The sequence below is a fragment of the Bradyrhizobium sp. WCU1 genome (genome assembly GCF_053474805.1).
On sequence record NZ_CM130280.1, the window covers coordinates 5224911 to 5250592 of the forward strand.

Consider the following 25682-nt stretch of genomic DNA (forward strand, 5'->3'; position numbering starts at 1 on the left):
ACAACAGGCTCGTCAAGTGAGTCGATCCCTTTCCATCGATGGCCTCGGCGTAGATGGGGTCGAGGTCGTGTCTCAGGATAGCGATCGAGTCTTGTACCGAACGAAGCGGCGAGGGAAAGATGGTGGGGCGGACGCCGTGCTCGTCTTGGTACCCACCGTGGATCGACCCTCGCCATCAACCGTGGAGCGGCTAAAGCGAGAATATGAGCTGAGGCACGAACTTGCGTTGGCAGGTGCCATTCGGCCTTTGGAGCTTGCGAGCAGAGCAGGGCAGACGGCCCTGGTGCTTGAGGATCCTGGCGGCGAGCCGCTCCAGGGACTGCTTGGCGCAGCCATGGATCCGAAGGACTTTCTTCATTTGGCGCTCGGCACCGTAGCTGCGTTAGGCTCTGTCCATCGGCACGGTATCGTTCACAAAGACATAAAGCCCGCTCATATACTGGTGAACTGCCTGGACGGACGGGTGCGTCTGACCGGGTTTGGCATCGCTTCGCGCTTGCGGCGCGAGCGACATGGCTTGGGACCGCCCGAATTGATCGCCGGCACATTTGCGTACATGGCCCCCGAGCAGACAGGACGCATGAACCGCTCGGTCGACTCTCGGAGTGATCTCTATGCACTCGGTGTCACCTTTTATCAGATGCTGACGGGGCAACTGCCCTTTGTCGCCGCAGACCCAATGGGGTGGGTGAACTGCCATATCGCTCAGCGACCGGTTTCCGTCCGTGAGCGAAGACCTGATATCTCGGACGCGATCTCCGCGATCGTGATGAAGCTGCTCGCGAAAACTGCCGAAGATCGCTACCAGACTGCAATTGGTGTGGAAGAAGATCTGAGACGCTGTCTGGCAAACGTCGAGATCGGCTCGCCGTCTTCGAGCTTTCCACTCGGTCAAAACGACGTCCCTGATCGGCTCATAATTCCGGAGAAATTGTATGGAAGGCTGAGCGAGATCCGGGCCCTGCTTGCGGCCTTCGATCATGTCGTGAGGACCGGCTCGACAGAACTCGTGCTGATCTCTGGTTACGCGGGGATCGGAAAGTCATCCGTTGTTGGCGAACTGCATAAGTCCGTGGTGACGCCCCGAGGCGTTGTCGCCTCTGGCAAATGCGACCCCCACCAGCGCAATGTTCCTTACTTTCCGGTGGTGCAGGCCTTTGAAGGGCTCGTACAATCACTTCTCAGCACTAACGACGCCGAGCTCGCTAGTTGGCGTCTCTCGCTTCAGGAGGCTTTAGGGCCCAATGGGCGACTTGTAGTGGATCTAGTCCCTGAGTTGAGGCTCATTGTTGGTGAACCACCGCCGGTGCCAGAACTTCCGGCGCAGCAGGCCCAAAGCCGGTTCCAGCTGACAATCCGACGCTTCGTCGCTGCTCTAGCTCGTGCGGAACATCCGCTGATCTTGATCATCGATGACCTGCAGTGGGTGGACGCGGCGACGCTGGATCTCATCGAGGATTTGCTAACCCGGTCCAATTTGCAACACCTGCTTTTGGTGGGTGCCTATCGAGATAACGAAGTCGAAGCCAACCACCCGTTGATAAGGCGACTCGAGAGGATACGTGAGCTCGACGGGAGGATCCGTGCGATCGAACTTTCTGCTCTGACGGTGCACGACTTGCAGCAGCTTATCGCAGACACACTCCACAGTGAGCTCGCAAGCGTAGCCCAGCTCGCGCAAATTGTTTATCAGAAGACGGGCGGCAATCCGTTTTTTGTCAGCCAATTTGTCTCTCTCCTGGCTGAGGAAGGCTCGCTTACATTCGACTATACCTCAGCGAGGTGGTCTTGGGATCTCGAGCGTATCCGCGCCATGGGATGTACCGACAACGTTGTGGATCTCATGGTCGGCAAGCTGGCACGTTTGCCCATTAAAACCCAGGCGGCGCTGCGATATCTGGCCTGTCTCGGCAATGCTGCCGGAACCACGCTGCTGTCTACGATCCTCGAGTCGACGAAGGAAGGCGTGGAGGCCGCACTGTGGCCGGCGCTCCATCTCGGTCTGTTGGAGCGGCGAGCCGATTCTTATCGGTTCGCGCATGATCGAGTTCAGGAGGCGGCGTATTCGATGATCTCCGAAGAGGAGCGTGCCGACTATCATCTTTTGATCGGCCATCTCATGCTCACTCAGACGGCGCTTGAGCGGCGTGAAGAGGCAATATTCGATATTGTCAATCAACTCAATCATGGCGTGGCGCGTATCGATCGTGACAAGCGCGAACAACTCGCTGAGCTCAACCTCCTCGCAGCACGGCGAGCAAAGGACTCGAATGCCTATGCATCTGCGCTCTCCTATCTCAGTGCAGGTGCTGGTCTGTTGTCAGACCATTCACAAAAGCGCCAGTTGCAGCTGCCGTTATCATTTGAGCTCATTCGCGCTGAATGCGAATTCCTGACCGGAGCGTTGACCGAAGCCGAGCAAAGATTGGAATTGCTCTCAGCTCGTGCTATCACTACCGCTGATCGGGCCGCTATTACGTCATTGCAGATTGATCTGCACACAACGTTTGGGCGAAATGAACGTGCCGTGCTTGTCGGTTTGGCGTATCTGAACCACCTCGGTTGCAACTGGAGTTTGCAGCCGACAGACGATGAAGCGCGTCGGCAGTACAATCACATTTGCTCGCAACTCAAGGACCGTACAGTCGAGGATTTGCTAAAATTCCCTCTCTTGCTGGCTCCCGAAGCGCTCGCGACGATCGATATCTTGCTCAAGATGTCAACGCCGGCTTTCCTTTCCGATCCTAATTTGTGGATATTGGCTGTATGCAAAGTTTTGAGCATTGGCTTAGAGCAAGGGAACAGCGAAGGGACGTGTCTGGCGTATGTGGGCCTCGGCCTGATCGCTGGAAAGCATTTCGGTGATTATGAGAACGCATTTCGATTCGGACAGACTGGCTATGAACTCATCGAAAGGCTCGGCTTCACTCGTCTAAAGCCACGCATATATCTGCATTTCGGCGCCCAGTTGATGTTGTTGACGAAACACGTGCGGGCGGGACGGGAACTATTACGACGAGCGGCGGAGTTGGCGAGGGAGAACGGGGATCTTCTTTTCGCCGGATACAGTGACGCTGTTCTAGTTGAGAATATGCTCGCGTCCGGGGACGCGCTCCTTGATGCAGAAAAGGCGGCGGTAGCCGGTCTTGAATTCGCGAGGAAAGCGAGGTTTAGCCCGGTCGTCGACTGGCTTGGGGGGCTGCTTGGCCTTATACAGATGCTCCGTGGGCGCGGTCCGAAATTTGGTTCTCTAGGCGGTGATGAGCTCGAAGAGCGCAAAATCGAAAGCGATTTGTTGGACAGTGGTCGGACCGGTCGGAAGTACTGGATACACAAGCTCCGGGCTCGCTTTTTCGCTGGCGAATATGCCGAGGCCCTTGAGATTGGGCGCATAGTCGAAAAACTGCTGTGGTCGCTACCCTCACCGATCGAAGCGGCCGACTACTACCTTTACAGTTCGCTCAGTCTGTCGGCCCACCATGGCTCTGTCGTTTCCGGTGATGATCCATCGACCCTAGAAACGCTCATATCTAATCACGAAGAACTTGAGGCTCTGGCGAGTGCTTGCTCCGAGAACTTCGCAGACCAAGCCGCTCTCGTTGGAGCTGAGATCGCACGTATTCGAGGAAAAGACATTGAGGCAATGCGTCTGTTCGAGTCGGCGATTCGATCTGCCCGCTCGAGCGGCTTCGTGCAAAATGAGGCGCTTGCGCATGAACTAGCCGCTCGATTCTATCTCGCTCATGGTCTTGAAACAGTGGGTCGCGTCCATCTCCAAGAGGCGCGGTACTGCTACAAGCGCTGGGGAGCAGATGGAAAGGTGCTTCAGCTAGACGCGTTGCATCCGTGCCTCGGGGCTCTGGATCGGAATCCCTTCGGAACGCGGACCATCGAGCAGCCGATCGAACACCTGGACTTGGCGATTGTGCTGCAAATATCACAGGCAATTGCCGGTGAGATTGCGCTCGAAAGGTTGGTAGAAAAGCTAACTCGACTGGCACTTGCTCAGGCAGGCGCTGAACGAGCGGTGCTCGTTCTGTCGGAGGGAATGGAAGAGCGGATTGTTGCCGAAGCGACCGCAAACAATGATGGCGGGGGAGCGCGTTTTCAATGCCGTCTGGATACGGCGTTGCCGAGATCAGTCCTACAATATGTCATGAGAACGCGAAAGACCGTCATTCTCGACGATGCCACGGTCGAACCGTCGTTCGCCGCTGATCGCTATATACAGGATCGGCGGGCACGCTCTGTTCTTTGTTTGCCTCTCGTGACGCAAGACAAACTAGTCGGAGCAATCTATCTTGAAAATAACCTTGTGCCCCGAGCATTTGTCCCGACCGGAACAGCGGTTCTCAAGCTGCTGGCATCTCAAGCGGCCATAGCTCTTGAGAACGCCCGATTGTATCGTGAGCTCGAAGAGCGGGAAGCCAAGATCCGGAGGTTGGTCGACGCCAACATTGTCGGAATATGCATCTCCGGCCGCGACGGTGGGATCTTCGAGGCAAACGATGCGTTCCTTAAGATCGCGGGATATGAGCGCGAAGACCTCTCTGCGGGGCGCCTTCGTTGGGCCGATCTGACGGGGCCAGCACGGCTCGGGGTCGCAACCGTTCCTTTCGCGGCGCTTGAAGCGAACGGTGCGGTCCAGCAATTCGAAGATGAATACGTCCGCAGGGACGGCACGCGCGTTCCGGTGATGGTTGGGACCGCTGCGATTGATGAGCGGCAAGACCGATGGGTGACTTTTGTTGTTGACCTAACCGAGCGTAAGCGCGCGGAAGCGCAAGCGCGACGCATGGAGAAGGAACTCGCACATGCGAATCGCGTCGCGACGATGGGGCAGCTCACAGCGTCAATAGCGCATGAAGTGAAGCAGCCGATTGGGGCAATGGTCACCAACGCTCAAGCGGCCCAGCGCTTGCTGCGCGCGGAGCCGCCAGATCTAGAGGAAGCGTGGGAAGCACTTATGCAGATCGCGCAGGACGGCAAGCGTGCCGGCGACGTCATCGACAGAATACGCGGCCTCGTTAAGCGGACTTCCTTGAGCAGCAAGCCGCTTGATATCAACCAGGGCATCCTCGAGGTTGTGGAGCTCACTCGTGGAGAAGCAGTCAAGTATGGCGTTTGCGTGCGCACTGACCTCTCAGCCCACCTTCCGCCCGTGAAGGGCGATCGGGTGGAACTGCAGCAGGTGGTGTTGAACCTCGTGATCAACGCGATGGAAGCGACGCAGAGCGTCGATGATCGTTCGCGAGAGGTGCTGATCGAGACCGCGGTTGACAATTCGGATGTCCTTGTAAGGGTACGGGATACGGGGGGCGGGCTATCGTCGTTTGCTATCGAAAGGCTCTTTACAGCATTCTTCACGACGAAGCCTGGCGGACTCGGGCTTGGCTTGTCGATCTGTCAATCAATTATCGAGTCGCATGGTGGGCGGCTATTTGCGGGCGCGAATGTTCCCCGCGGAGCGGTTTTTCAGTTCACTCTGCCCGCTATTGTTGATTAATTGCAAAGGCCACATGGAGCACCTGCCTGGGAGCACTGATCGCGCATGGGACCGCGTTACGCTAAGCAGAAGCGCTGAGTGTAGCCGTGGCTGTCAAGAGAAATCGCTGGGCGGCGTATCGCAAACATCGACGTCCGGACCGGTCGGGGCGTCGGAGCGGGGCAATCGCAGTCTGATTGCGTGTCGGGGGTACGATCCGTCCGTCCGTGGCGTCTCAACAGCCACAAGGTGGTTGCCCGCCGAGCTCAGAGGGATCGTCAGAATTAGGAACGTTGCTAATCGGACTTGGTCCACCCGGTCGGTAGCCTTGGCTTGGAAAACCCGCGGTGAAACTTGGGCGAACGACAACACGATCTCGCCGATGGCGTTGCTCGGTCGCTTGGGTACTCGTCAAAGCAGTCAAGCCGAGCAACAAGCTCAAAGCCAATGAAACGCGCATCGTCTTTCTCCATTGCTCTATGCCAGAAGAGTAGTGGGCTTCAGCTGGACTTCTGCGAGGGTTCTCAACAGTGCTGCGAGGCGGCTACTTCCGTCGGTGCCTACGATTGGGCCAAATTCTAACGTGGAAGTTCTTTGGGGTTCGTCGCTCGACTAGGGGTCTGCAAGTTTCGGGATAGCCACGCCGCCAGTGTGTTGCCGAGTTTGAGATCGGGAGCGGGCAGAATGCGAATCACATTCCGCCCGCTAGTAGTTCAGTACCAACGCGCCGGTTCGCAGGGAGGCCTCCGGTAAGGATCGGACGCAAATGCGCCGACATCCGGAGCGCGAATGCAATGACGGCCATTGATGTGCACGACGTTCGAACTTTCGACAACAGCCCCGCTCTTGTCATGCCAGGACTTGACGTGGTGCTTGCGCGCCATAGCTGGGGCGGTGATCAGGACTGCAGCGATCAATCCTGCTGAGAGACGTACAAAATTACTCATTGGCTTCTCCGCGCGAAAATAACGAGACCAAAACATTTGGCTCTTCATCCACCTAGGAGACATTGAATAGTTGCTCTATTGCACGGGGGTTTAACTGATCGCTACTTTAGTGATGGACGCGATACCCAAAGTATCGGGGGGCCGCAGCGGATGGGGCTTTTCGTTCCAAGTCCCGGCACCACTGGAAAGGCTCGGCTGTCTGAAGGGCTTGAGTGATGACAGGATCTATGAGCTCGTATCGACTCCGCATGTAACGAGAAGTCCACTCCGACATGACATGTGCAAACCGCCAGACGGTTGAAGGAATAAAATGCAAAACGGATGCCTCCCTTGCTCCCATCTACGGATCATCGTGCTGACAACATTTGAGCGGGCGTGGTCTGACGGGCGCCTTGGCGTCGAGGATCCCTGAACGCTCCGACTAAAGATCGAAGGCTTAGCTTACAACGCTTGTTCTCGGAGCATGTATTGTGTCAATCGCATTGTCGTCGGACAATAGACTGCGAGCGCGATACCAAGTGCTCCAGAACAGGGTGCTCCGGCGGCAAGGGCAGTGTGGTGGCCAGCGGCATTGCGGCTCTGTTCATGTTGCAGTTGGGTCAAGTCGCGCTTGCGACAGGTGCCGGAACTGGCGGCTGCGCACGCTCGTCGCGGCTTCAAGCGCAAAAACGGCAGGTTTTGGCGTGCCCAGTTCTGTACGGAAGTGGCGCACCCGACACGATTCGAACGTGTGACCTTTGCCTTTATCGCCGCCAGGCTTTGAATAAGCGCCGAACTTTGACCCCAATCAGCTTACAACATTGACCCCATACGTAATGAACATTCCCGTGACGGTTCAATGAATTCGGCTGTGTTGGCCAGGGTCAACCTTCGGCGCCGATCGGGGGGCAAACCGCGCGCCGAACAACAGCGAGTGGACCCAGCATTCCGACAGATCAAAAGGCTCTCGTTCGTTCAATGCTGTTCCATCTGCCCATTTGTCGGAATAGCTACTGATATTTCTTGCAAATCATGCGTCTCTTAATCAGCGGCTTTGTTGGAGTATCTCCACCAATCGATGAGTGGGGGATGATTAGATTTGCCATGACCCAAGTTGGACCAGCCCATCGAGCGATTTGCGATGCGCGAACTGTCGCACGAACGAAAGCGCACGTATCTGGTGCGGTTTCTGGTGCGGCCGTCGCGCTACGGGCAACGAGGACCCAGTAAGTTATTGATCCTCTTGGTGGGCCCGGCAGGACTCGAACCTGCAACCAGACCGTTATGAGCGGCCGGCTCTAACCATTGAGCTACAGGCCCCGCCGCCTTGCGGGCCGCGGAGGGGCGGCCGGCAACGGTGCGGGCTCCGTTTACAGGGTGCGTGGGGTTTCGGCAATGCCGCGCGGGAGGCCCCGGGCGCCGCATCCGGCGGCGCGGCCGAATCCCACGGCGCGCCGTAGGGGACAGCGGTGGGGAGCCATTGGCGGCGCGCTCGGCGGCCGGCGCCTCAGTCCACCGAGACGCCGGCGAACTCCACCACCTTGCGCCATTTCTCGGTCTCGTCCGCCACCAGTCTGCCGAATTCGGCCGGGGTCATCGGCTTCGGGATGCCGCCGACCTCGGCGAGTCGCGCCACCAGCTTGGGGTCCTTCAGAGCCTCGCCGACCGCCTTGTTCAGCGCATCGACGATTTCCGGCGGCGTGCCCTTCGGCGCGGAGATGCCGTAGAAGCCGACCGATTCGAAGCCCGGCACGGTCTCGGCGATCGCGGGCACATCGGGCACGCCCGGCCAGCGCGTCGGCGAGGTGACGCCGAGCGCCCGGACGCTGCCGCCGCGCGACTGCTCCAGCGCAGATGGCAGGTTGTCGAAGATCAGCTGCACCTTGTTGGAGATGATGTCGGGGAAGGCGATCGCCGAGCCGCGGTACGGCACGTGCTGCATGTCGCATTTGGTCATCGCCTTGAATAGCTCGGCCGACATGTGCACCGAGGTGCCGTTGCCGGACGAGGCGTAGGCGATCTTGCCCGGGTTGGCCCTGCAGTAGTCGATGAATTCCTGAACCGTCTTCACCGGCATCGCATTCGAGACCACCAGCATGTTGGTGAGTTGCATGATGCTGGCGACCGGCGTGGTGTCGCGCAGGAAGTCGTAGGGCAGCTTCTTGTAGAGCGAGGCCGAGATCGCATTGTTGGGCGCGACGAATAGCAGCGTGTAACCGTCCGCCGGCGAGTTGATCGCGGCGGCGGCCGCGATGTTGCCGCCGGAGCCGGCGCGGTTCTCGACCACGAATTGCTGGCCGAGACGGTCCGACAGCCACTGGCTCATGATGCGGGCGACGATGTCGACCGGGCCGCCGGCGGCAAACCCGATCAGCCAGCGCACCGGCCGGTTCGGATAGTCGGATGCGGTTGAGGGGCTGAGCGAAGCAAGACAGCAGGCCAAACCAAGCAAGGCGGCACGTGCGAACCGGATCATCATGTCTCCCGTCATTTTCTCGTGACTGTTGCCGTCATGGTTTCACAAAACGCCGCCTTTGCCTACGACACCGCCCGTGCGACGATAGTCTTGCTCATGTGCAATGCTTGAGGCTCGGGATGAAATTCGCTGTTATGATCTGCGCCGGCGCGCTGCTGGCGGGCGGCGCGGCGGCGCAAGAGGGGGGCAAGACCATTTCCAAAACTACGATCAGTTTCGCCACGGCGACGCCGGGCGGCGGCTTTCCGCTCTATGGCAACGCCCTCGCCGAGGTGATGAACGCGGCCGATCCGACACTGTCGATCGAACCGCGCAACACCAAGGGCTCCAGCGAGAACATTCCGCTGCTCGAGGCCGACAGCGTCGACATCGCAACCGTTGCCGGCGAGCCGGCCTACGAGGCCTTCATGGGCATCGGCCGGCCGAAGGCGACGAAACTCAGGATCCTCACCGCGATGTATTCGGCCCCCGGCATGTTCGTGGTGCGCGCCGACAGCCCGTACCGGACGATCCAGGATCTGGTCGGAAAATCGGTTGCGTTCGGCGCCAAGGGGTCCGGCATTCCGATCCTGTCGCGCTACATCCTCGACGGCATCGGGCTGAAGCAGGACGAGGATTTCAAATCGGTCTATCTCGATCGCGCCGGCGATGGCCCCGCGATGCTGGAAGATGGCCGCGTCGCCGCGCTGTGGGGCGCCGGAATCGGCTGGCCGAGTTTCACCAAGCTCGCCGAAAGCGCGACGGGAGCGCGGTTCATTGCGCCGACCGCGGACGAGATCGCGCGCGTCCGCGCCAAGCACAGTTTCCTCAAGCCGCTGACGATCCCCGCCGGCAGCTATCCGAAGCAGAACGAGCCGATCGTTTCGATCGGCTCCTGGAGCTACATCCTGGTGCGCGACAGCTTGCCCGACGACGTCGCCTATCGGCTGGCGAAGACGTTGCATGGCGCCGAGGCTGATTTCTGCAAGAAGCTCGTCCAGGCCTGCGAGACCACCGCGGCGAACACCGTCGCCGCGGCGCCCGATCCCAACCTGATCCACCCCGGCGTGCTGAGATATTTCCGCGAGATCGGGGTGGCGCGCTAGCGCGGCAAACAGTGAGTGGCGAATAGCTGACGGTCGCACCTATTCGCTACCCTCTATCCGTCATTCGCTGATCTCACTTCTTTGCCATCGCACAGGCCGGATCCGGCGGCCCGAATGCGTCCTCGCCCGAGATCTTGGCCAGGATCTTGTAATAATCCCATGGATATTTCGACTCCGCCGGTGTCTTGACCTGAACCAGCCAGAGGTCGTGCACCATCAGATTGTCCTCGCGCAGCCTGCCGTTGCGGGCGAAGAAATCCTCCACCGGCTTCTCGCGCATCTTGGCCGCGACCTTGAGCGGATCGTCGGTGCCGGTCTCCTTGATCGCGTTCAGATAGGCGGTCACCGAGGAATAGACGCCGGCCTGCCACATCGTCGGCATCCGGTTCATCTTGGCGAAATAGCGCTTCGACCATTCGCGGGTCTTGTCGTCCATGTCCCAGTAGAACGACGTGGTCAGCAGCAGGCCCTGCGCGGCCGACAGGCCGATCGAATGGATGTCGGTGATCAGCGCCAGCAGCGCGGCCATCTGCTGGCCGCCGGCGAAGACACCGAACTCGGCGGCGGTCTTGATCTCGTTGGTGTTGTTCGGCGGCCCGCCGGCGATGCCGATGATCTTGGCCTTGGAGGCCTGCGCCTGCAGGATGAAGGACGACAGGTCAGGCGTCGCGAACGGCGGCCGCACTGCGCCGAGCACCTTGCCGCCGTTCCTGGTCACGACGGCGGAGGCATCCTTCTCCAGCGAATGGCCGAACGCGTAGTCGTCGGTGATGAAGAACCAGCTGTCGCCGCCCCGCTTCACGACTTCCTGCGCGGTGCCGACCGCGAGCGCACGGGTGTCGAACACCCACTGCATCGCATAGGGCGAGCAGAACTTGCCGTGGAAGTCGGTCGCGCCGGTCGAGTGCGTGATGAACAGCTTCTTCTTCTCGTTGGCGATGTTCTGCACCGCAAGCCCGACCGCCGACACCGGCACGTCGACGATGAGGTCGACCTGATCGACGTCGTACCAGCGCCGCGCGATGGTCGCGCCGATATCGGGCTTGAGCTGGTGATCGCCGACGATCACCGTAACAGGCTTGCCGAGCACGGTGCCGCCGAAATCGTCCACCGCCATCTGTGCGGCGGTGACCGAGCCCTGTCCGGTCGGCGTCGAAGCCGGGCCGTTCATGTCGGTCAGTACGCCGATCTTGACGATGTCGTCGGATACCTGCGCCGATACGGCCGAGGAAGCCAGCAGCGCGGCTGCGAGCGTCCCGAACATGGCTAGTCTGGTCGCGATCATTCTGTCTCCCTCCCGATTTGGCACATTGGCCATTATGGTTGTGCCGGGCCTCTGGAACCCGGTCATATTGGTTTCTTTTGCAACTAGTTTGGGGTCCGCGTCAACGCGCCATCGGTCTAATGACGGGGACCCGGACCGGCCCAAACCGGTTTCTTTCACCGCCGATTCAGTCCATAGCGGGCCATGGTCACCACCCAGCGCCTCCCGACCTCGCTCACCCCGCTCGATACGGCGCTGGCCGCCGTGCTGCGCGACGTCGCGCTGGTTGCGCCGATCGAGTTGTCGCCTGCGGACGCTTTGCACTGCATCGCGGCCGAGATGCCGGCCGCGCGCCAATACCCGCCGCACGATGTCGCGATCAACGACGGTTGGGCGATGCGCGCCAATGATCTGGTCGGCGCGTCCTCCTATGCGCCGTTGGCACAGGCCGAACTCCCGGTCTGGGTCGCAGCCGGCGCTGCGATGCCCGATGGCACCGATTGCGTCGTCGACGACGATGCGGTGGACAGCTCCGGTCCACTGCCGCAGGTGCTCACCGAGGCCATCCCGGGGCAGGGTGTCCGGCGTGCCGGCAGCGACATCGCTGCGGGGCGCGCGGTGATGCCGGCGGGAGAGCCGCTGCTGCCGCGTGCTTTGCTGCTCGCGCGGGCGGCCGGACTTGAGCTGTTGCGCGTAAGACGTCCTCGGCTGCGCGTCGTCAATATCGGCAACGGCGAGCTGACCGCGCAACTGATCGCCGATACCGCGCGCCTTGCAGGCGCTGAGGTCATCTGCACGACGGTGACGCCGGATGTGGCGGCGGTTGCGAGCCGGCTCGATCCCGATGGCTGCGATCTCATCGTCACGATCGGGGGCACCGGTGTTGGTCACACGGACGCGGTCGTCAATGCGCTGGTGAAAAATGGCGCCCTGATTGCGCACGGCATTGCACTGCAACCCGGGCGCACTGCTGCGGTTGGCCGGATCGACACGATTCCGATCGTCGCCTTGCCCGGCGCGCCGGATCAGGCTTTCGCGGCCTGGTGGGCGATTGCGCTTCCGGTGCTTGATCGCCTGTCGGGCCGGCGCCCGCGCAAATCGCTGACACTGCCGCTGGAACGCAAGATCGCTTCCGGCGTCGGTGTTGCAGAGGTCGTGCTGCTGGCGCGTGGTCAAGGCTGCTGGGACGTGCTGGCGACCGGTGACCTGTCGCTCGATCCCATCGCGCGCGCCGAAGCTCTGCTGATCGTGCCCGGCGCGGCGGAGGGCTTCGCTGCAGGCACGGCCGTCGATGCCTATATCTTGCGGGAGTGAGTTCCCGGGATGACCAGTATTTTCACGCCGAGCCCCAAGCCGTCCATCGAACAGGACCAGTTCCTGACCATCCGGTCGCGCGAGGAGGCCCTTGCGCGGTTCGAGGCGGCGCTGTTCCCGCGCCAATTGCCGTCCGAGACGCGACGGCTCGCCGACGCGCTCGGCCGTGCGCTGGCGGAGGACGTGGTGGCGCCAATCGACGTGCCGCCGTTCGATCGCTCCAATGTCGATGGCTTCGCCGTGCGCTCGGCCGATCTTGCGCGCGCCAGCGAGGGCACGCCGGTGCGACTGGCGCTGACCGACGAGACCATTTCGTGCGGCATCGCCCCGACCCGGCCGGTGCTCCCCGGCACTGCGACCGCGATCGCGACCGGCGGTCCGGTGCCGCGCGGCGCCGACGCCATCGTGATGATCGAGCACACCCAACCCGTCGGCGAGGCCGGCGGCGACGGCGCCATCGAGGTGCGGCGCGCGGCGTCGCCCGGGCAGTTCGTGTCCTATGCAGGTTCCGACATCGCGCGCGGCGAGGCGCTGCTGCGCTCCGGGACGATCGTCGGCTCGCGCGAGATCGGCATGCTCGCGGCCTGCGGCATCGCCGAGGTTCTGGTGACGCGCCGTCCGCGGGTCGCGATCCTCTCCACCGGCGACGAGCTGGTCCAGCCGGGCGACGGACTGCGGCCGGCCGCGATCTACGACACCAATGGCGCGATCGTCACGGCGGCGATTGCCGAGAACGGCGGTGATGCGTCGTTCCTCGGCGCGATCGCGGACAATGCGGCGATGCTGGAAGCCGCGATGCGCAAGGCGCTGGCGGACAGCGACATGCTGGTGCTGTCGGGCGGCACCTCCAAGGGCGCAGGCGACGTCTCGCACCGGATCATCGGAGGGCTCGGCAAGCCCGGGATCATCGCGCATGGCGTGGCGCTGAAGCCCGGCAAACCGCTGTGCCTTGCGGTCTGCGACGGCAAGCCGGTGGTCATCCTGCCGGGCTTTCCGACCTCGGCCATGTTCACCTTTCACGACATGATCGTGCCGGTGCTGCGGCGGATGGCCGGCCTGCCGCCGCGTTCCGACGCCAAGGTGGCGGTGAAGGTGCCGGTGCGTATCGCTTCCGAGCTCGGGCGCACCGAGTTTGTGATGGTGTCGCTGGTTGAAGGTGCCGATGGCCTGATCGCCTATCCGAGCGGCAAGGGCTCTGGCGCGATCACCTCGTTCGCGCAGGCCGATGGTTTCCTGAAGATCGAGGCGCTGGCCGACCAGTTGCCGGGCGGCAGCGAGGCCGAGGTGACGCTGTTCACGCCGCATGTGCGGGTGCCGGATCTCGTCATCGTCGGCAGCCATTGCACCGGGCTCGATCTCGTCACCGCGCCGCTGGCGCATGCCGGGCTTGTGGTGCGATCGATCGCGGTCGGCAGTCTGGGCGGTCTCGCGGCGGCCAAGCGCGGCGAATGCGATCTCGCCCCGATCCATCTGTTCGACGACAAGACCGAGACCTACAACACGCCGTATCTGGCCGACGGCCTCGAGCTGGTGCCGGGTTGGCGGCGCATGCAGGGCATCGTGTTCCGCAAGGACGACACCCGCTTTGCCGGCCTGAGCGCAGAGCAGGCGGTGCGCGCCGCGCTCGCCGATCCCGCCTGCATCATGGTCAACCGCAACCAGGGCGCCGGCACCCGCATCCTGATCGATCGCCTGCTGGCGGGCAGCCGGCCCGACGGGTACTGGAATCAGCCGCGCTCGCACAATGCGGTCGCCGCCGCGGTGGCGCAGCATCGCGCCGACTGGGGCATGACGATCGCGCCTGTCGCCCACGCGTCCGGCCTCGGTTTCATTCCGCTGGCCGAGGAGCATTATGACTTCGCACTGGTGACGGCGCGCAAGCAACGCCCCGCGGTGCAGGCCTTTCTCGACGCGCTGGCGTCGGAGGAGGGCCGCGCGGCGTTGGTGAGGGCAGGGTTCAGGCCGGCGTAGCTCCCCTACACCGCTGTCGTCCTGGCGAAAGCCAGGACCCATAACCACCGCATTGGATTGTGAAGGGGATCGCGGCCCCAGCACCGCGCAGCAATTCTCATTTGGGGTAATGGGTCCTGGCTTTCGCCAGGACGACGATGAGGATGGTTCTTGATTCAAGGGACTTAACGTAGATCAACCTGGCCGCTTGGGGTCCGGCTCAGTGCCGCATGGCGGCCTCCACGAACTCCAGCACGGAGCGCGGGACCTCTTCGTATTCGACGAAACGACGGCGAAGCTCGTCGGCAATGTCGGTCGTGACGTCGCGGGACCATCCTTCGCTGGTATTGAACGCCACGATGCGGACCGGATGGCTGTACTGGTCATCGAGCAGACGCCGGATCAGCGTTTTCCGGTCGGCGCCTTCCTCGTCGGTCTCGCACCAGGCACGGCCGAGCCGGCCGAAATCGTTCAGCACCAGATAGGTGTCGTGGTCGACTTGATGCGGCACGATCGAAGGCGAGCGAGGCATATTTTTGGTCCTCCGATGATGCAATTTATCGCGTTCCGGCCACCCCGCACATTGGAAACTTCGAGGTATATCCGTTGGACCGCCACGGCCCTGCGAGGCGGATCAATCCGGCGACGGCAAATCGCGCCGGTCGGCTGGCATGACATTGCGCCAAGGCTGATATAAGCAGCGTTGGACGCTAGTTGGCTTCGGAGGCGCGGATGAAAGTGATTGGCCTCGCGGGATGGAGCGGCGCCGGCAAGACCACCCTGCTGTCGCGGGTGGTCCCCTATTTGCTGGGCCGGACCTTGCGCGTCTCCGTGATCAAGCACGCCCATCACGAATTCGATGTCGACGTGCCCGGCAAGGACTCCTGGGTGCACCGGCAGGCCGGCGCGACCGAGGTGCTGGTGTCCTCGACGCGGCGCTGGGCGCTGATGCATGAGCTGCGCGGCGCGAGCGAGCCGCGGCTGCCGGAACTGCTCGCCAAGATGGCGCAGGTCGACCTGGTCGTGGTCGAAGGCTTCAAGCGCGAGCCGGTCAGCAAGATCGAGGTGTATCGGGCCGCCAACGGCAAGCCGTTGCTGTTTCCGGACGACCCGCACGTGGTCGGGATCGCCAGCGATGTCGCGATCGAGACCAGGCTGCCGGTCGTGCATCTCGACGACATCGAGGACGTCGCCGAATTGATGCTGCGCTCCGCGATTCCGGTCGACGATGTGCTCGCTTCGGCCTCGGCGGAAAGCTGAGCAGGGTGGGAAAGGTGCCGCCGTTGACGATGCGTGGCGGCTTCGCCATGGTCGGGCCATGACAACGACGAAACTCGATCTCACCGGCCTGAAATGCCCGCTGCCCGCGCTGAAGACGCGCAAGGCCCTCAGGGGCGTGGCGGCAGGAAATTTCCTTGAAGTGCACTGCACCGATCCGCTTTCGGTGATCGACATCCCGGCGCTGATCCAGGCGACCGGCGACAAGGTCGAGATCACCGAACGCAGCGAAGTCCGGATCGTTTTCCTGATCGAGAAGCTGAATGGTACGATAGATATTTCAAATGCTGCAGCGCCGCGTACGCGCTAGATGCAGCTTGATATCTACCATTTGCCTATCGACTCCTATTTTCCATTCTGCGCGAATTGATAATCTCCGGATGGTTGCGGAGATGGCGGTGTGCCCGGATGCGGGACGCCGGCGGACAACGGCCGGCCTGCGTCCAGATCAGGCTGCACGGCTTGGCATATCCGATCGGGTTGGGGGTTAGCATTTTCGGAATGCGCGTGGTTGGTCCCGGCGCATCGAGGAAATGTGCGGCGCGGCTGCCTGACGGTGGCCGCAAGTGCTGAGACGGGATCGAAGACGCAGATGCGCCTGACGTAACGGCGGCTGCAGGGGAGGTATCAATGACCGCAGTGAGCAGCGCCGGACGCGTGTCCGCGGCAGGCGCAGGTTTCCTCGACAAGGAACACACGATCGCGACCGCAGGCTTCAATCGCTGGCTGGTGCCGCCGGCCGCGCTGTGCATCCATCTCTGCATCGGTATGGCGTACGGCTTCTCGGTGTTCTGGCTGCCGCTGTCGCGCGCGATCGGCCTGACCGCGCCGAAAGCGTGCCCTGACATGTCGCTGATGCAGGAATTGTTCACGACGACCTGCGACTGGAAGGTCGCGAGCCTCGGCTGGATGTACACCCTGTTCTTCGTGCTGCTCGGCGTCTCCGCCGCGATCTGGGGCGGCTGGCTCGAGAAGGCCGGTCCGCGCAAGGCGGGCTTCGTCGCGGCGTTGTGCTGGGCTGGCGGTCTCGTGATCGGCGCGCTCGGCGTCTACACGCACCAGCTTTGGCTGATGTGGCTCGGCTCCGGCGTGATCGGCGGGGTCGGTCTCGGCCTCGGCTACATCTCGCCGGTGTCGACGCTGGTGAAATGGTTCCCCGACCGCCGCGGCATGGCGACCGGCATGGCTATCATGGGCTTTGGCGGTGGCGCGATGATCGGCGCGCCGCTCGCGGACAAGTTGATGAATTATTTCAAGACCCCGACCTCGGTCGGTGTCTGGGAAACCTTCCTCAGCATGGGCGCGATCTATTTCGTGTTCATGATGATCGGCGCATTCCGCTATCGCCTGCCGCCGAGCGGATGGCAGCCCGAGGGCTGGACGCCGCCGACCAAGGCCAACGCGATGATCTCGACCAAGAACGTGCATCTCGACAACGCGCACAAGACGCCGCAGTTCTGGCTGATCTGGGGGGTGCTGTGCCTGAACGTGTCGGCGGGCATCGGCGTGATCGGGATGGCCTCACCGATGCTGCAGGAGATCTTCGCCGGCAAGCTGATCGGGCTGCCCGACGTCGGCTTCAATGCGCTCGATGCGTCGCAGAAGGCGCAGATCGCGGCGATTGCCGCGGGTTTCGCCGGCCTGCTGTCGCTGTTCAACATCGGTGGCCGTTTCTTCTGGGCTTCGCTGTCGGACAAGATCGGCCGCAAGAACACTTACTACACGTTCTTCGTGCTCGGCATCGTGCTCTACGCGCTGGCGCCGACCTTTGCCGCGATGGGCTCGAAGCTTCTGTTCGTGCTCGGCTTCGGCATCATCCTGTCGATGTATGGCGGCGGCTTTGCCACCGTGCCGGCCTATCTTGCCGACATGTTCGGCACCCAGTTCGTCGGCGCGATTCATGGCCGCCTGCTGACGGCATGGTCGACCGCGGGCATCATCGGTCCGGTGGTGGTGAACTATCTGCGTGAGTTCCAGCTGGCCGCGGGCGTGCCGCGCGACCAGCTCTACAACACCACGATGTACATCCTGTGCGCCATGCTGATCGCCGGCTTCATCTGCAACTACATGATCAAGCCGGTCGATCCGAAGTGGCACATGAGCGACGCCGAGGTGGCCAAGCTGCAGGCGGCGACTGCGACCGGCGGCAATGGTGCGACCGGCTCGTTCGGCATCGGCAAGGGCGGTCTCGACGGCCGGGCGGCGCTGTTCTGGCTGTTCGTCGGCATTCCCTTGGCCTGGGGCATCTACATGACGTTGCTCAGCGCGGTCAAAATCCTCTGACTGCGACCATCAGCGCCGCGGGTTGCCGGTTCTCCGGCACCCGCGGCGTTCGCTCTATTCAACGAACAAACATTCAACGAACAGACTTGGGATGGGGGATTTCGATGTTTTGCACCAGGATTTGCCTTGCCGCCGCGCTGCTCGCCGTGGGACTCCATGTCGCGTCGGCCCAGACCACGGCGCCCGCCGCGCCGGCACCGGCCGCCACGACGGCCAAGCCGTCGAAGATGAAGCTGACGATGGACAAACTGAAGGCGATGAAGGCGCAGTGGCGCGCCAACAAGCCCAAGCTGAAGGCCTGCCGCGCCGAGGTGAAGGCGAAGGGCCTGACCGGCGACGATCGCTGGTTTTACATCGAAGACTGCATGGGCAAGAGCTGACCCCCACCGCTCTGAATGCGTCGAGGATCGAGCTGAGAGAGCACGCCGTGCGGCACCCCTCTCCCTAACCCTCCCCCGCAAGGGTAGGGGAATCGCATATGGCGATGGAGGGGTGTTGCCAAGCGGTTGGAACTGGATTCTTTGGGTGTCTCTCGCTTCCCGAGGGAGACCAGAATGCGCCAACTCAAGCGCCTGCTTCGACCACTCAAGGACCCCCGCGCCAGCAACGTGCGGCACGATCTGGTGGAGATCATCGTCATCGCCTTGGCGGCGACACTGGCCGGCGCCAAGACCTGCACCGAGTTCGAGTTCTTCGGCAAAGGCCGAGAGGAGCTGTTGCAGCGGTTCCTGGAGCTCAGATCCGGCATCCCCAGCCACGATACGTTCAGCAACGTCTTCCGTGCTCTGGACCCGAAGGGGTTGGAAGCGATTTTGCGCAAGCTCAGCAAGGGCTTCGGCATCAAGGGCGTGGTCAGCATCGACGGCAAGGCGTTGCGCGGCGCCTTCATGCGTGGGCGGCAATCCACACCGCTGCATATGGTCAATGTCTGGGCGGCAGGCACACGCATGGCGCTGGCTCAAAGGAAGGCCCCCAATCGCAACGAGGTTGCCGGCGTTCTCGAAGTCCTCGCCTCGCTCGATCTGGACGGCGCTCTTGTCACTGCCGACGCCTTGCATTGCCGGCCCGATGTCGCGCAGGCCATCCGCGACCGGAAGGGCCACTACGTTCTAGCCATCAAGAGCAATCGCGGCCGGCTCTTCAAGGCCGCCAAGGCGTTGCTCGACACCGCCCGACGGCCTGCGCGAGCAAGCCAGCGAAGAACCGCCGCCCACGATCGCATCGAGCGCCGGCAAGCCATCATCGTGCCGGCACCGCAATTGGCGAAGCAACATGGCTTCCCCGCTATCGTCGCGGTCGGCCGCATCGACAGCTGGCGCGCAACGGCCGGCAAGCCTGCCAAGCGGACGGCCCGATACTTTCTGGCTTCGCGGCGGCTGTCGGCCAAGAAGCTGCTCGACGTCGTCCGCGCCCACTGGAGCATCGAGAACAACCTGCACTGGGTTCTCGACGTTCTGTTCGACGAGGACGCTTGCCGCAGCCGCAAGGACCACGCCCCGGAGAACCTTGCCGTCATCCGCAAGCTCGCCATCAACGCCCTGCAAGCCACGCCAGGTCCAGCGCGGACCAGCCACAAAATGCTCCAGGCAAGATGGAGCAACGACTTCCTTCTCACCGTCCTGGCCCATATGCGATAGCCCTACCCGCAAGGGGGAGGGAACCCTTCCGCCTCTGGCTCCCTTACAAGCGCGCCACGGCAACTTCCAAAACGAAGTCGGTACTCATAGCGCCACGTGTGCGTGACGGATCATGCGGCGGTCGAGACATGGTCTGCGCTGCTTGCGCCATAACGTGAGGTGAGCACGCTTGCCAGGCTCCCTCCCCCCTTGCGGGGGAGGGTTGGGGAGAGGGGTGGCCCCGGGCGAGATGTCGGTTGGAGCCTCGTGCAGCAACCATCACTCCGCAGCGGCAGGCGTCGCCTTGGCCGGCTCGAGCGCTGCGGCGATCGCGTCGTCGACGCGTTCGAGCCAGATGAATTCCAGCTTGGCCCGGGCGCCGGCGGGGATATCGTCGTAATCGCGCTTGTTGCGGGCAGGGAGCATGACGCGGGTGAGGCCCGCGGCCGCCGCGGCAACCACCTTCTCCTTGATGCCGCCGACCGGCAGCACCAGGCCTCGGAGCGAAATCTCGCCGGTCATCGCGGTGTCGCCGCGCACGGTGCGGTCGGTCAGCAGCGAGGTGAGGGCGGTGAACATCGCGACACCTGCGCTCGGGCCGTCCTTCGGCGTCGCGCCGGCGGGAACGTGGACGTGGATGTCGTTCTTCTCGAACACCGCAGGGTCGATACCGAGTTGGGCGGCGCGACTTTTCACCAGCGTCATCGCGGCCTGCACGCTCTCGCGCATCACGTCGCCGAGCTGGCCGGTGATCATCAGCGCGCCGCGGCCCGGCATGCGCGAGGCCTCGATGAACAGGATGTCGCCGCCGACCGGGGTCCAGGCGAGACCGGTGGCGACGCCCGGGATGCTGGTGCGCTGCGCGATCTCGTTCTCGAACCTGGGCTGTCCGAGCAGCGACACGATGTCCTTCGGCGCGATCGTGACGTGGCTGGTGCTGCCTTCGGCGATCTGCACCGCGACGTTGCGCAGCACCTTGCCGATCTCGCGCTCGAGATTACGGACGCCGGCCTCGCGGGTGTAGCTCTTGATGATCAGCCGCAGCGCGTCCGGATCGATCTCGACCTGTTCGGCCTTGATGCCGTTGGCCTCGAGCTGACGGCGCACCAGATAGCGCTTGGCGATTTCGAGCTTCTCGTCCTCGGTGTAGCCGGCGAGGCTGATCAGCTCCATGCGGTCGAGCAGCGGCCCGGGGACGCCGTCGAGCATGTTGGCGGTGGCGATGAAGACGACGCGCGACAGGTCGAACGGCACGCCGAGATAGTTGTCGCGGAAGGTGCCGTTCTGCTCGGGGTCGAGCACCTCCAGCATCGCGGCCGACGGATCGCCCTGGATGCCGCGGCCCATCTTGTCGATCTCGTCCAGCATCATCACGCAATTGCGCGCGCCGGCCTTCTTGATCGCCTGGATGATGTTGCCGGGCAGCGCGCCGATATAGGTGCGGCGATGGCCGCGGATCTCGGCCTCGTCATGCACGCCACCAAGGCTGACACGAACGAACGGCCGCGACATCGCTCGCGCGATCGATTGGCCGAGTGAGGTCTTGCCGACGCCGGGCGGTCCGAGAAAGCAGAGGATCGGCGCCTTGCCGCCGGGGGCGAGCTTGCGCACCGCGAGATATTCGATGATGCGGCTCTTGATCTTCTCGAGGCCATAATGGTCCTGGTCGAGGATCTTGCGCGCCTCGGCGATGTCGATCGGCTTCTCCTCCGGAATGCTCCAGGGCAGGTCGATCAGCCAGTCGAGATAGCTGCGCACCATGCCGGATTCGGCTGCCGCCTCCGGCATCCGCTCGTAGCGGCGCAATTCCTTCTGCGCCTGGCTCTCGGCTTCCGGCGGCATCTTGGCGTCCGCGATCGCCTTGGTCAGCTCGGCGACCTCGGCGGCCTTGCCGTCGCCCTCGCCGAGCTGGCGCTGGATCGTCGCCATCTGCTCGCGCAGGATCGCCTCGCGCTGCCGCTCGTCGAACACCGCCTTGGTCTTCTGCCCGATCTCCTGACTCAGCCTCAGCACCTCGATCCGCTCGGCGAGGTGGCGCGAGACCTTGTCCATCCGCGCCACGAGGTCGATGGTCTCGAGGATGTCCTGCTTCTCCGCCGGCTTGATGTCCATGTAGGAGGTCGCAAGGTCGGCGAGGGTTGCCGGCGAGGTCGTGCCCTGCAGCGCGGCGATCAATTCGGGCGGCGTTTGCGGCAGCAATTGCGCGGCCTCCAGCGCCTGGCGCTGCAGATTGAGGAAGCGCGCCTCGATCTCGGGCGAGGTCGTGGTGGGCTCGGGGATCTGCAGCACGCGCGCCGCGAGGAACGGCGTGCCGGGCAGATAGTCGAGCACGCGCATGCGCTGCACGCCCTGGCAGACCAGATGATGGCTGTCGTCGGCGCCGGTGATGTAGCGCACGATGTTGGCGACGGTGCCGACGCGGTAGAGCCCGTCCGGGCCGGGATCGTTGGTCTCGGGATCGCGCTGCAGCAGGATGCCGATCGGCCGCTGCTCGCGCACCGCCTGCTGGGCGGCGGCAATCGAGGTCGCACGCGCGATCGTGATCGGGAAGATGACGTCGGGAAACAGCACGGTGTTGCGGACGGGCACGATGATCAGCGCGTCGCTCGGGATCGGCGCGGAGCTCGCCGGGCTTGAAACGTCGGATGCAGCCATGGCGAAATCCTCTAGCTCGATTTTCCGAGCCGCAGGCCGACGCAGCCATGCGCGGCAAAGCGGCTGATGGTGTAGCGGCCGGTCGGCAGCGTGATGCGGCGCTCGAAGCGGCCTTGCGGCAGCTCGAGGCGCAGGATGCGGGCGTTACGGAGTTCAGGGGGCAAGGTGCGGCGGCCGGAGATCACCAGCGTGCCGCCGTCGAGCGCGGCCTCGACCTGGTCGGGATCGACCCCCGGCAGCGCGACCAGGATCAGGATCTCCTGCTCGGTCTCGATCACGTCCATCGGCGGTTCCCAGCTCGGCTCGCTGCCGCCCGCGCGGGGGTGCAAATTGAGGAAGCTCTGGTGCAACCGTTCGGCGCGGGCGAGCGCCTCGATCGCATCCGACAGCATCCAGTTGGTCTGGTCCTTGGGCCGCATCGGCACTCTCCACGTCGCATTGGCGGGCAACGTTACCGGTCTTGCCGCCGACCGTAAACCGGCCCTGCGCACGGCCGTTCGAGGGTAAAATTGTCCGAAATCTCGTGATTTGCGGCACGGCTGCACTGCGTCGGCGACATCTGGCCGTTTATGCCGTGCCTATGCGGCGCAACGACGGGTCCTCTCGAATTCCTACGGCCTTCCCAGCATCTTTGAGCTTGACGCGGTGCGCTCGCACGCGCCGCCAACAGGAAGGTGGGACATGACCTTGCTCCATTTACACGACGTCCGGCCGCAGAATTCGGCCGGCGCCATGCCGGTGACCCTGCGACGGGTCATGCGCCGGATCGGCGCGGCCTTCAGGACGGTTCATCGCGCGATCGCCGCCGCCAAGATCCATCGGTTGCGCAACGAGCTGTTGCTGCATCGTGGCCACGAGGGGTGGGCGCGAGCCCATCTCGATGTCGGTATGCCCGGCGGCGATGCCGAGCGCTATCCGCGGACGCCGGCCGTGCTCGGCGAGAAGTGGGACTACTGAAATGCGCACCGCATCATTCATCGCTGCCCCGCTGCGCAGCGCCGCGCAAGCGCTGTTCAAGTTTCTGGCCTGGATCGGCGAGGAGCCGATCAGCATCTATCGGCCCGAGGCGCATTACATGCGTGGCCCGGGGCCGGCCTGGCGGGCCAAGCATCTGCCGGGTCAGGTGGCCTCGCTGCGCCGCGTCAGGTGATCGAGCAGGTTCATCGGCAGCGGGAACACCACGGTTGAGGAGCGCTCGCCGGCAATGTCGTGGAGCGCGGCGAAATAGCGGAGCTGCATCGCCTGCGGCTCCTGGGCAAGGATCCGGCCGGCCTCGACCAGCTTCTCGGCCGCCTGCTGCTCGCCCATCGCATTGATCACCTTGGCGCGCCGCAGCCGTTCCGCCTCGGCCTGCTTGGCGATCGCCCGCACCATGGTCTCGTTGATGTCGATGTCCTTGATCTCGACTGCGGTGACCTTGATGCCCCAGACGTCGGTCTGCTTGTCGAGGGTCTCCTGGATGTCGGCGTTCAACTTGTCGCGTTCGGCGAGCATCTCGTCGAGCTCGTGCTTGCCGAGCACTGAGCGCAGCGTGGTCTGCGCCAGCTGGCTGGTTGCGGACATGTAATCGCTGACCTTGATGATGGCACGCTCGGGATCGACGATGCGGAAGTAGAGCACGGCATTGACCTTGACCGAGACGTTGTCGCGGGAAATCACGTCCTGCGGCGGCACCACCTGCACCATCACCCTGAGATCGACCTTCACGAGCTGCTGCACCACCGGAATCAGGATGATCAGCCCCGGGCCCTTCACCCCGGTGAAGCGGCCGAGCGTGACGATGACGCCGCGTTCGTATTCGCGCAGCACGCGCACCGCCTGGGTCAGGAAGATGATCACAAGCAGCGCGACCGCCCCATAGGTGAAATAATCAAGCATCATGCTGAACCTCCTTCGCCGGCGGCGGCCGGCGCACGCCGTACCACCAGCGTCAAATCGATGATGCTGGCGACCTCGACCGTCTCTCCCGCCTTGAATGTCTCGGTGCCGCGCGCTTGCCAGCGCTCACCATTGGTGAAGACGTGACCTGATGTCTCGGACCAGTCGAGAACCTCGGCCGATAGCCCGCGCATGGCCTGCGCGCCGGTCCGGACCGGGCCGTGGCGCGCGCGGCGCAGCGCCCCGAGCACGACGAGGATGAGCCCGGTGAACATCGCGGCGACGATACCGATCAGCGGCCATGACAGGGCATATCCGGGCGCCTCGATCCTGAACAGCATGGCGGCTCCCAGCACGAAGGCGACGATGCCGCCGAGGCCGATCACGACGGTCGGGTTGAAGGCCTCGATCGCGAGCAGCGCGATCCCGACCAACATCAGGCCGAAGCCGGCGTAGTTGATCGGCAGCATGTTGAGCGCGTAGAGGCCGACCAGCAGGCAGATCGTCCCGACCACCCCGGGCGCCACGGCACCGGGCGACATGAACTCGAAGATCAGCCCGTAGATGCCGACCATCAGCAGGACGAAGGCGATGTTGGGGTCGGTGATGACCGCGAGCGCGCGCGAAATCCAGCCGGGATCGATGGCCTCGATCACGGCTTCCTTGGTCGCCAGGGTATGCGTCTTGCCGTCGGCGAGCTCCACCGTCCGGCCATCGACCTGCCTGAGCAGGTCGGCCGGATCATGCGCGGTGAATTCGGTGACATGGGCCTGCAACGCAGCGTTGGTGGAGAGGGTGGCGGCATCGCGGACCGCCTTCTCGGCCCAGTCGGCGTTGCGGCCGCGCAGTTCGGCGAGGCTGCGGATGAACGCGACGGCGTCATTCGTCACCTTCGCCGTCATGGCATCTTTCGGCTCGGCCGAATTGTCCTTGTCCTTGCCACCCTTATCCGGGTTGCTGCCCGGCAGACCCGGCAACGGGCCGCCGATCTGCACCGGCGTCGCGGCGCCGATATTGGTGCCGGGCGCCATGGCCGCGAGATGGGTTGCATAGAGGATATAGGTCCCGGCGCTCGCGGCATGGGCGCCGGAGGGCGCAACATAGCCGATGACGGGAATAGGCGAGGCCAGTACGTCGGTGATGATCTCGCGCATGCTGGTGCTGAGACCGCCCGGCGTGTTCAGGCGCAGGATCACGACCTCGGCGTGACGCTCCGCTGCCTTCGCCAAGCCGTCCTTGACGTAGTTGGCCGATGCCGGCCCGATCGCGCCATCGATGGAAATGGTCAGGGCAACACGGTTGCCGTCCGCGGCCGCGCCGGGACCGATCCAGACAACCAGTGCGATCGCCATAACGAGAGCCGCCTTGAAGGTCTGCACGGCAAGCACTCCCTTGCCGTGGATATGGGGCGCGGTTCCGGAACCTCAATATGTCGCGGTGTCACGGGCGACGTTGCACGTGCCATTGTGCAT

Annotated in this window: 19 protein-coding genes and 1 tRNA gene; 11 read left to right on the forward strand and 9 right to left on the reverse strand. The window is 63.4% G+C overall.

All coding sequences use genetic code 11. The features are described 5' to 3' along the window. Positions 1–67 precede the first annotated feature (67 nt). A complete protein-coding gene (locus ACTUWL_RS24185; RefSeq protein WP_106940493.1) occupies positions 68–5506 on the forward strand; it encodes a trifunctional serine/threonine-protein kinase/ATP-binding protein/sensor histidine kinase in 5439 nt (1812 codons plus the stop codon). Between the two features lie 1032 nt (positions 5507–6538). Here the strand turns inward: ACTUWL_RS24185 and ACTUWL_RS24190 are convergent. The 3 genes from ACTUWL_RS24190 to ACTUWL_RS24200 all read right to left on the reverse strand — a co-directional run bounded on the left by ACTUWL_RS24190 (position 6539) and on the right by ACTUWL_RS24200 (position 8887). Then, positions 6539–6772: an autoinducer binding domain-containing protein gene (locus ACTUWL_RS24190; protein ID WP_106940492.1), complete on the reverse strand. Its 234-nt coding sequence runs from the start codon at positions 6770–6772 to the stop codon at positions 6539–6541. A gap of 883 nt (positions 6773–7655) precedes the next feature. Next, positions 7656–7731, reverse strand: a tRNA-Ile gene (locus ACTUWL_RS24195). Between the two features lie 187 nt (positions 7732–7918). After that, the gene (locus tag ACTUWL_RS24200; protein WP_021079057.1) at positions 7919–8887 is read right to left on the reverse strand and encodes a Bug family tripartite tricarboxylate transporter substrate binding protein; all 969 of its coding nucleotides are present in this window, start codon (positions 8885–8887) and stop codon (positions 7919–7921) included. Between the two features lie 119 nt (positions 8888–9006). Here ACTUWL_RS24200 and ACTUWL_RS24205 point away from each other — a divergent pair, with 119 nt between their 5' ends. Continuing rightward, complete coding sequence (locus ACTUWL_RS24205; RefSeq protein ID WP_021079058.1) at positions 9007–9972, forward strand: TAXI family TRAP transporter solute-binding subunit; 966 nt, start codon at positions 9007–9009, stop codon at positions 9970–9972. A 73-nt stretch (positions 9973–10045) separates the two neighbouring features. On the opposite strand, the gene ACTUWL_RS24210 is transcribed toward ACTUWL_RS24205, so the two are convergent. After that, positions 10046–11257 carry an ABC transporter substrate-binding protein gene (locus ACTUWL_RS24210; protein WP_021079059.1) on the reverse strand — a complete coding sequence of 404 codons (1212 nt, stop codon included), beginning with the start codon at positions 11255–11257 and terminating at the stop codon, positions 10046–10048. A gap of 183 nt (positions 11258–11440) precedes the next feature. Here ACTUWL_RS24210 and ACTUWL_RS24215 point away from each other — a divergent pair, with 183 nt between their 5' ends. Together ACTUWL_RS24215 and ACTUWL_RS24220 are read left to right on the forward strand one after the other, a co-directional pair. Next, positions 11441–12550, forward strand: a complete 1110-nt coding sequence (locus ACTUWL_RS24215) for a molybdopterin-binding protein (RefSeq protein ID WP_021079060.1) — start codon at positions 11441–11443, stop codon at positions 12548–12550. Positions 12551–12559: 9 nt separating this feature from the next. Then, the gene (locus ACTUWL_RS24220) at positions 12560–14521 is read left to right on the forward strand and encodes a molybdopterin biosynthesis protein (protein ID WP_021079061.1); all 1962 of its coding nucleotides are present in this window, start codon (positions 12560–12562) and stop codon (positions 14519–14521) included. Between the two features lie 199 nt (positions 14522–14720). Here ACTUWL_RS24220 and ACTUWL_RS24225 read toward each other — a convergent pair whose 3' ends face one another. Then, entirely contained in the window at positions 14721–15032 is a 312-nt protein-coding gene (locus ACTUWL_RS24225) for a hypothetical protein (RefSeq protein WP_021079062.1), read from the reverse strand. A gap of 200 nt (positions 15033–15232) precedes the next feature. On the opposite strand from ACTUWL_RS24225, the gene mobB reads away from it, so the two are divergent. The 5 genes from mobB (at position 15233) to ACTUWL_RS24250 (ending at position 19698) form a co-directional block, all read left to right on the forward strand. Further along, the gene (gene mobB, locus ACTUWL_RS24230; RefSeq protein WP_021079063.1) at positions 15233–15760 is read left to right on the forward strand and encodes a molybdopterin-guanine dinucleotide biosynthesis protein B; all 528 of its coding nucleotides are present in this window, start codon (positions 15233–15235) and stop codon (positions 15758–15760) included. A gap of 58 nt (positions 15761–15818) precedes the next feature. After that, positions 15819–16088, forward strand: a complete 270-nt coding sequence (locus tag ACTUWL_RS24235; protein WP_021079064.1) for a sulfurtransferase TusA family protein — start codon at positions 15819–15821, stop codon at positions 16086–16088. A gap of 320 nt (positions 16089–16408) precedes the next feature. Further along, positions 16409–18061, forward strand: coding sequence for an OFA family MFS transporter (locus ACTUWL_RS24240; RefSeq protein ID WP_021079065.1), 1653 nt, complete (start codon positions 16409–16411; stop codon positions 18059–18061). A 104-nt stretch (positions 18062–18165) separates the two neighbouring features. Then, positions 18166–18441, forward strand: a complete 276-nt coding sequence (locus tag ACTUWL_RS24245) for a hypothetical protein (RefSeq protein WP_021079066.1) — start codon at positions 18166–18168, stop codon at positions 18439–18441. A gap of 174 nt (positions 18442–18615) precedes the next feature. Beyond that, positions 18616–19698, forward strand: a complete 1083-nt coding sequence (locus ACTUWL_RS24250; protein ID WP_203368937.1) for an ISAs1 family transposase — start codon at positions 18616–18618, stop codon at positions 19696–19698. Positions 19699–19956: 258 nt separating this feature from the next. Here the strand turns inward: ACTUWL_RS24250 and lon are convergent, their stop codons facing one another. Both lon and ACTUWL_RS24260 read right to left on the reverse strand, forming a co-directional pair. Next, a complete protein-coding gene (lon, locus tag ACTUWL_RS24255) occupies positions 19957–22332 on the reverse strand; it encodes an endopeptidase La (protein ID WP_021080919.1) in 2376 nt (791 codons plus the stop codon). A gap of 11 nt (positions 22333–22343) precedes the next feature. Further along, positions 22344–22751 carry an Hsp20/alpha crystallin family protein gene (locus ACTUWL_RS24260; RefSeq protein ID WP_021080918.1) on the reverse strand — a complete coding sequence of 136 codons (408 nt, stop codon included), beginning with the start codon at positions 22749–22751 and terminating at the stop codon, positions 22344–22346. Positions 22752–23013: 262 nt separating this feature from the next. Between ACTUWL_RS24260 and ACTUWL_RS24265 the strand changes: the two genes are divergently transcribed. Both ACTUWL_RS24265 and ACTUWL_RS24270 read left to right on the forward strand, forming a co-directional pair. Beyond that, on the forward strand, positions 23014–23289 hold the full coding sequence (locus ACTUWL_RS24265) for a hypothetical protein (protein WP_021080917.1): 276 nt from the start codon (positions 23014–23016) through the stop codon (positions 23287–23289). Between the two features lies 1 nt (position 23290). Then, positions 23291–23482: a hypothetical protein gene (locus tag ACTUWL_RS24270; protein WP_021080916.1), complete on the forward strand. Its 192-nt coding sequence runs from the start codon at positions 23291–23293 to the stop codon at positions 23480–23482. Here ACTUWL_RS24270 and ACTUWL_RS24275 read toward each other — a convergent pair. Both ACTUWL_RS24275 and ACTUWL_RS24280 read right to left on the reverse strand, forming a co-directional pair. Then, positions 23452–24213, reverse strand: coding sequence for a slipin family protein (locus ACTUWL_RS24275; RefSeq protein WP_021080915.1), 762 nt, complete (start codon positions 24211–24213; stop codon positions 23452–23454). The two genes, ACTUWL_RS24270 and ACTUWL_RS24275, sit on opposite strands and share 31 nt — an antisense overlap. Beyond that, positions 24210–25589: an NfeD family protein gene (locus ACTUWL_RS24280; protein ID WP_021080914.1), complete on the reverse strand. Its 1380-nt coding sequence runs from the start codon at positions 25587–25589 to the stop codon at positions 24210–24212. The genes ACTUWL_RS24275 and ACTUWL_RS24280 overlap by 4 nt, the downstream gene beginning before the upstream one ends. Between the last annotated feature and the right edge of the window lie 93 nt (positions 25590–25682).

What these genes read in the sequence shown, in the direction of transcription:
- ACTUWL_RS24225 (WP_021079062.1), bottom strand. Translation starts at nt 15,032, where the DNA reads ATGCCTCGCTCGCCTTCGATCGTGCCGCATCAAGTCGACCACGACACC.
- ACTUWL_RS24260 (WP_021080918.1), bottom strand. Translation starts at nt 22,751, where the DNA reads ATGCGGCCCAAGGACCAGACCAACTGGATGCTGTCGGATGCGATCGAG.
- mobB (WP_021079063.1), top strand. Translation starts at nt 15,233, where the DNA reads ATGAAAGTGATTGGCCTCGCGGGATGGAGCGGCGCCGGCAAGACCACC.
- ACTUWL_RS24215 (WP_021079060.1), top strand. Translation starts at nt 11,441, where the DNA reads ATGGTCACCACCCAGCGCCTCCCGACCTCGCTCACCCCGCTCGATACG.
- ACTUWL_RS24275 (WP_021080915.1), bottom strand. Translation starts at nt 24,213, where the DNA reads ATGATGCTTGATTATTTCACCTATGGGGCGGTCGCGCTGCTTGTGATC.
- lon (WP_021080919.1), bottom strand. Translation starts at nt 22,332, where the DNA reads ATGGCTGCATCCGACGTTTCAAGCCCGGCGAGCTCCGCGCCGATCCCG.
- ACTUWL_RS24220 (WP_021079061.1), top strand. Translation starts at nt 12,560, where the DNA reads ATGACCAGTATTTTCACGCCGAGCCCCAAGCCGTCCATCGAACAGGAC.
- ACTUWL_RS24235 (WP_021079064.1), top strand. Translation starts at nt 15,819, where the DNA reads ATGACAACGACGAAACTCGATCTCACCGGCCTGAAATGCCCGCTGCCC.
- ACTUWL_RS24190 (WP_106940492.1), bottom strand. Translation starts at nt 6,772, where the DNA reads ATGGGAGCAAGGGAGGCATCCGTTTTGCATTTTATTCCTTCAACCGTC.
- ACTUWL_RS24270 (WP_021080916.1), top strand. Translation starts at nt 23,291, where the DNA reads ATGCGCACCGCATCATTCATCGCTGCCCCGCTGCGCAGCGCCGCGCAA.
- ACTUWL_RS24250 (WP_203368937.1), top strand. Translation starts at nt 18,616, where the DNA reads ATGCGCCAACTCAAGCGCCTGCTTCGACCACTCAAGGACCCCCGCGCC.
- ACTUWL_RS24205 (WP_021079058.1), top strand. Translation starts at nt 9,007, where the DNA reads ATGAAATTCGCTGTTATGATCTGCGCCGGCGCGCTGCTGGCGGGCGGC.
- ACTUWL_RS24245 (WP_021079066.1), top strand. Translation starts at nt 18,166, where the DNA reads ATGTTTTGCACCAGGATTTGCCTTGCCGCCGCGCTGCTCGCCGTGGGA.
- ACTUWL_RS24200 (WP_021079057.1), bottom strand. Translation starts at nt 8,887, where the DNA reads ATGATCCGGTTCGCACGTGCCGCCTTGCTTGGTTTGGCCTGCTGTCTT.
- ACTUWL_RS24265 (WP_021080917.1), top strand. Translation starts at nt 23,014, where the DNA reads ATGACCTTGCTCCATTTACACGACGTCCGGCCGCAGAATTCGGCCGGC.
- ACTUWL_RS24210 (WP_021079059.1), bottom strand. Translation starts at nt 11,257, where the DNA reads ATGATCGCGACCAGACTAGCCATGTTCGGGACGCTCGCAGCCGCGCTG.
- ACTUWL_RS24240 (WP_021079065.1), top strand. Translation starts at nt 16,409, where the DNA reads ATGACCGCAGTGAGCAGCGCCGGACGCGTGTCCGCGGCAGGCGCAGGT.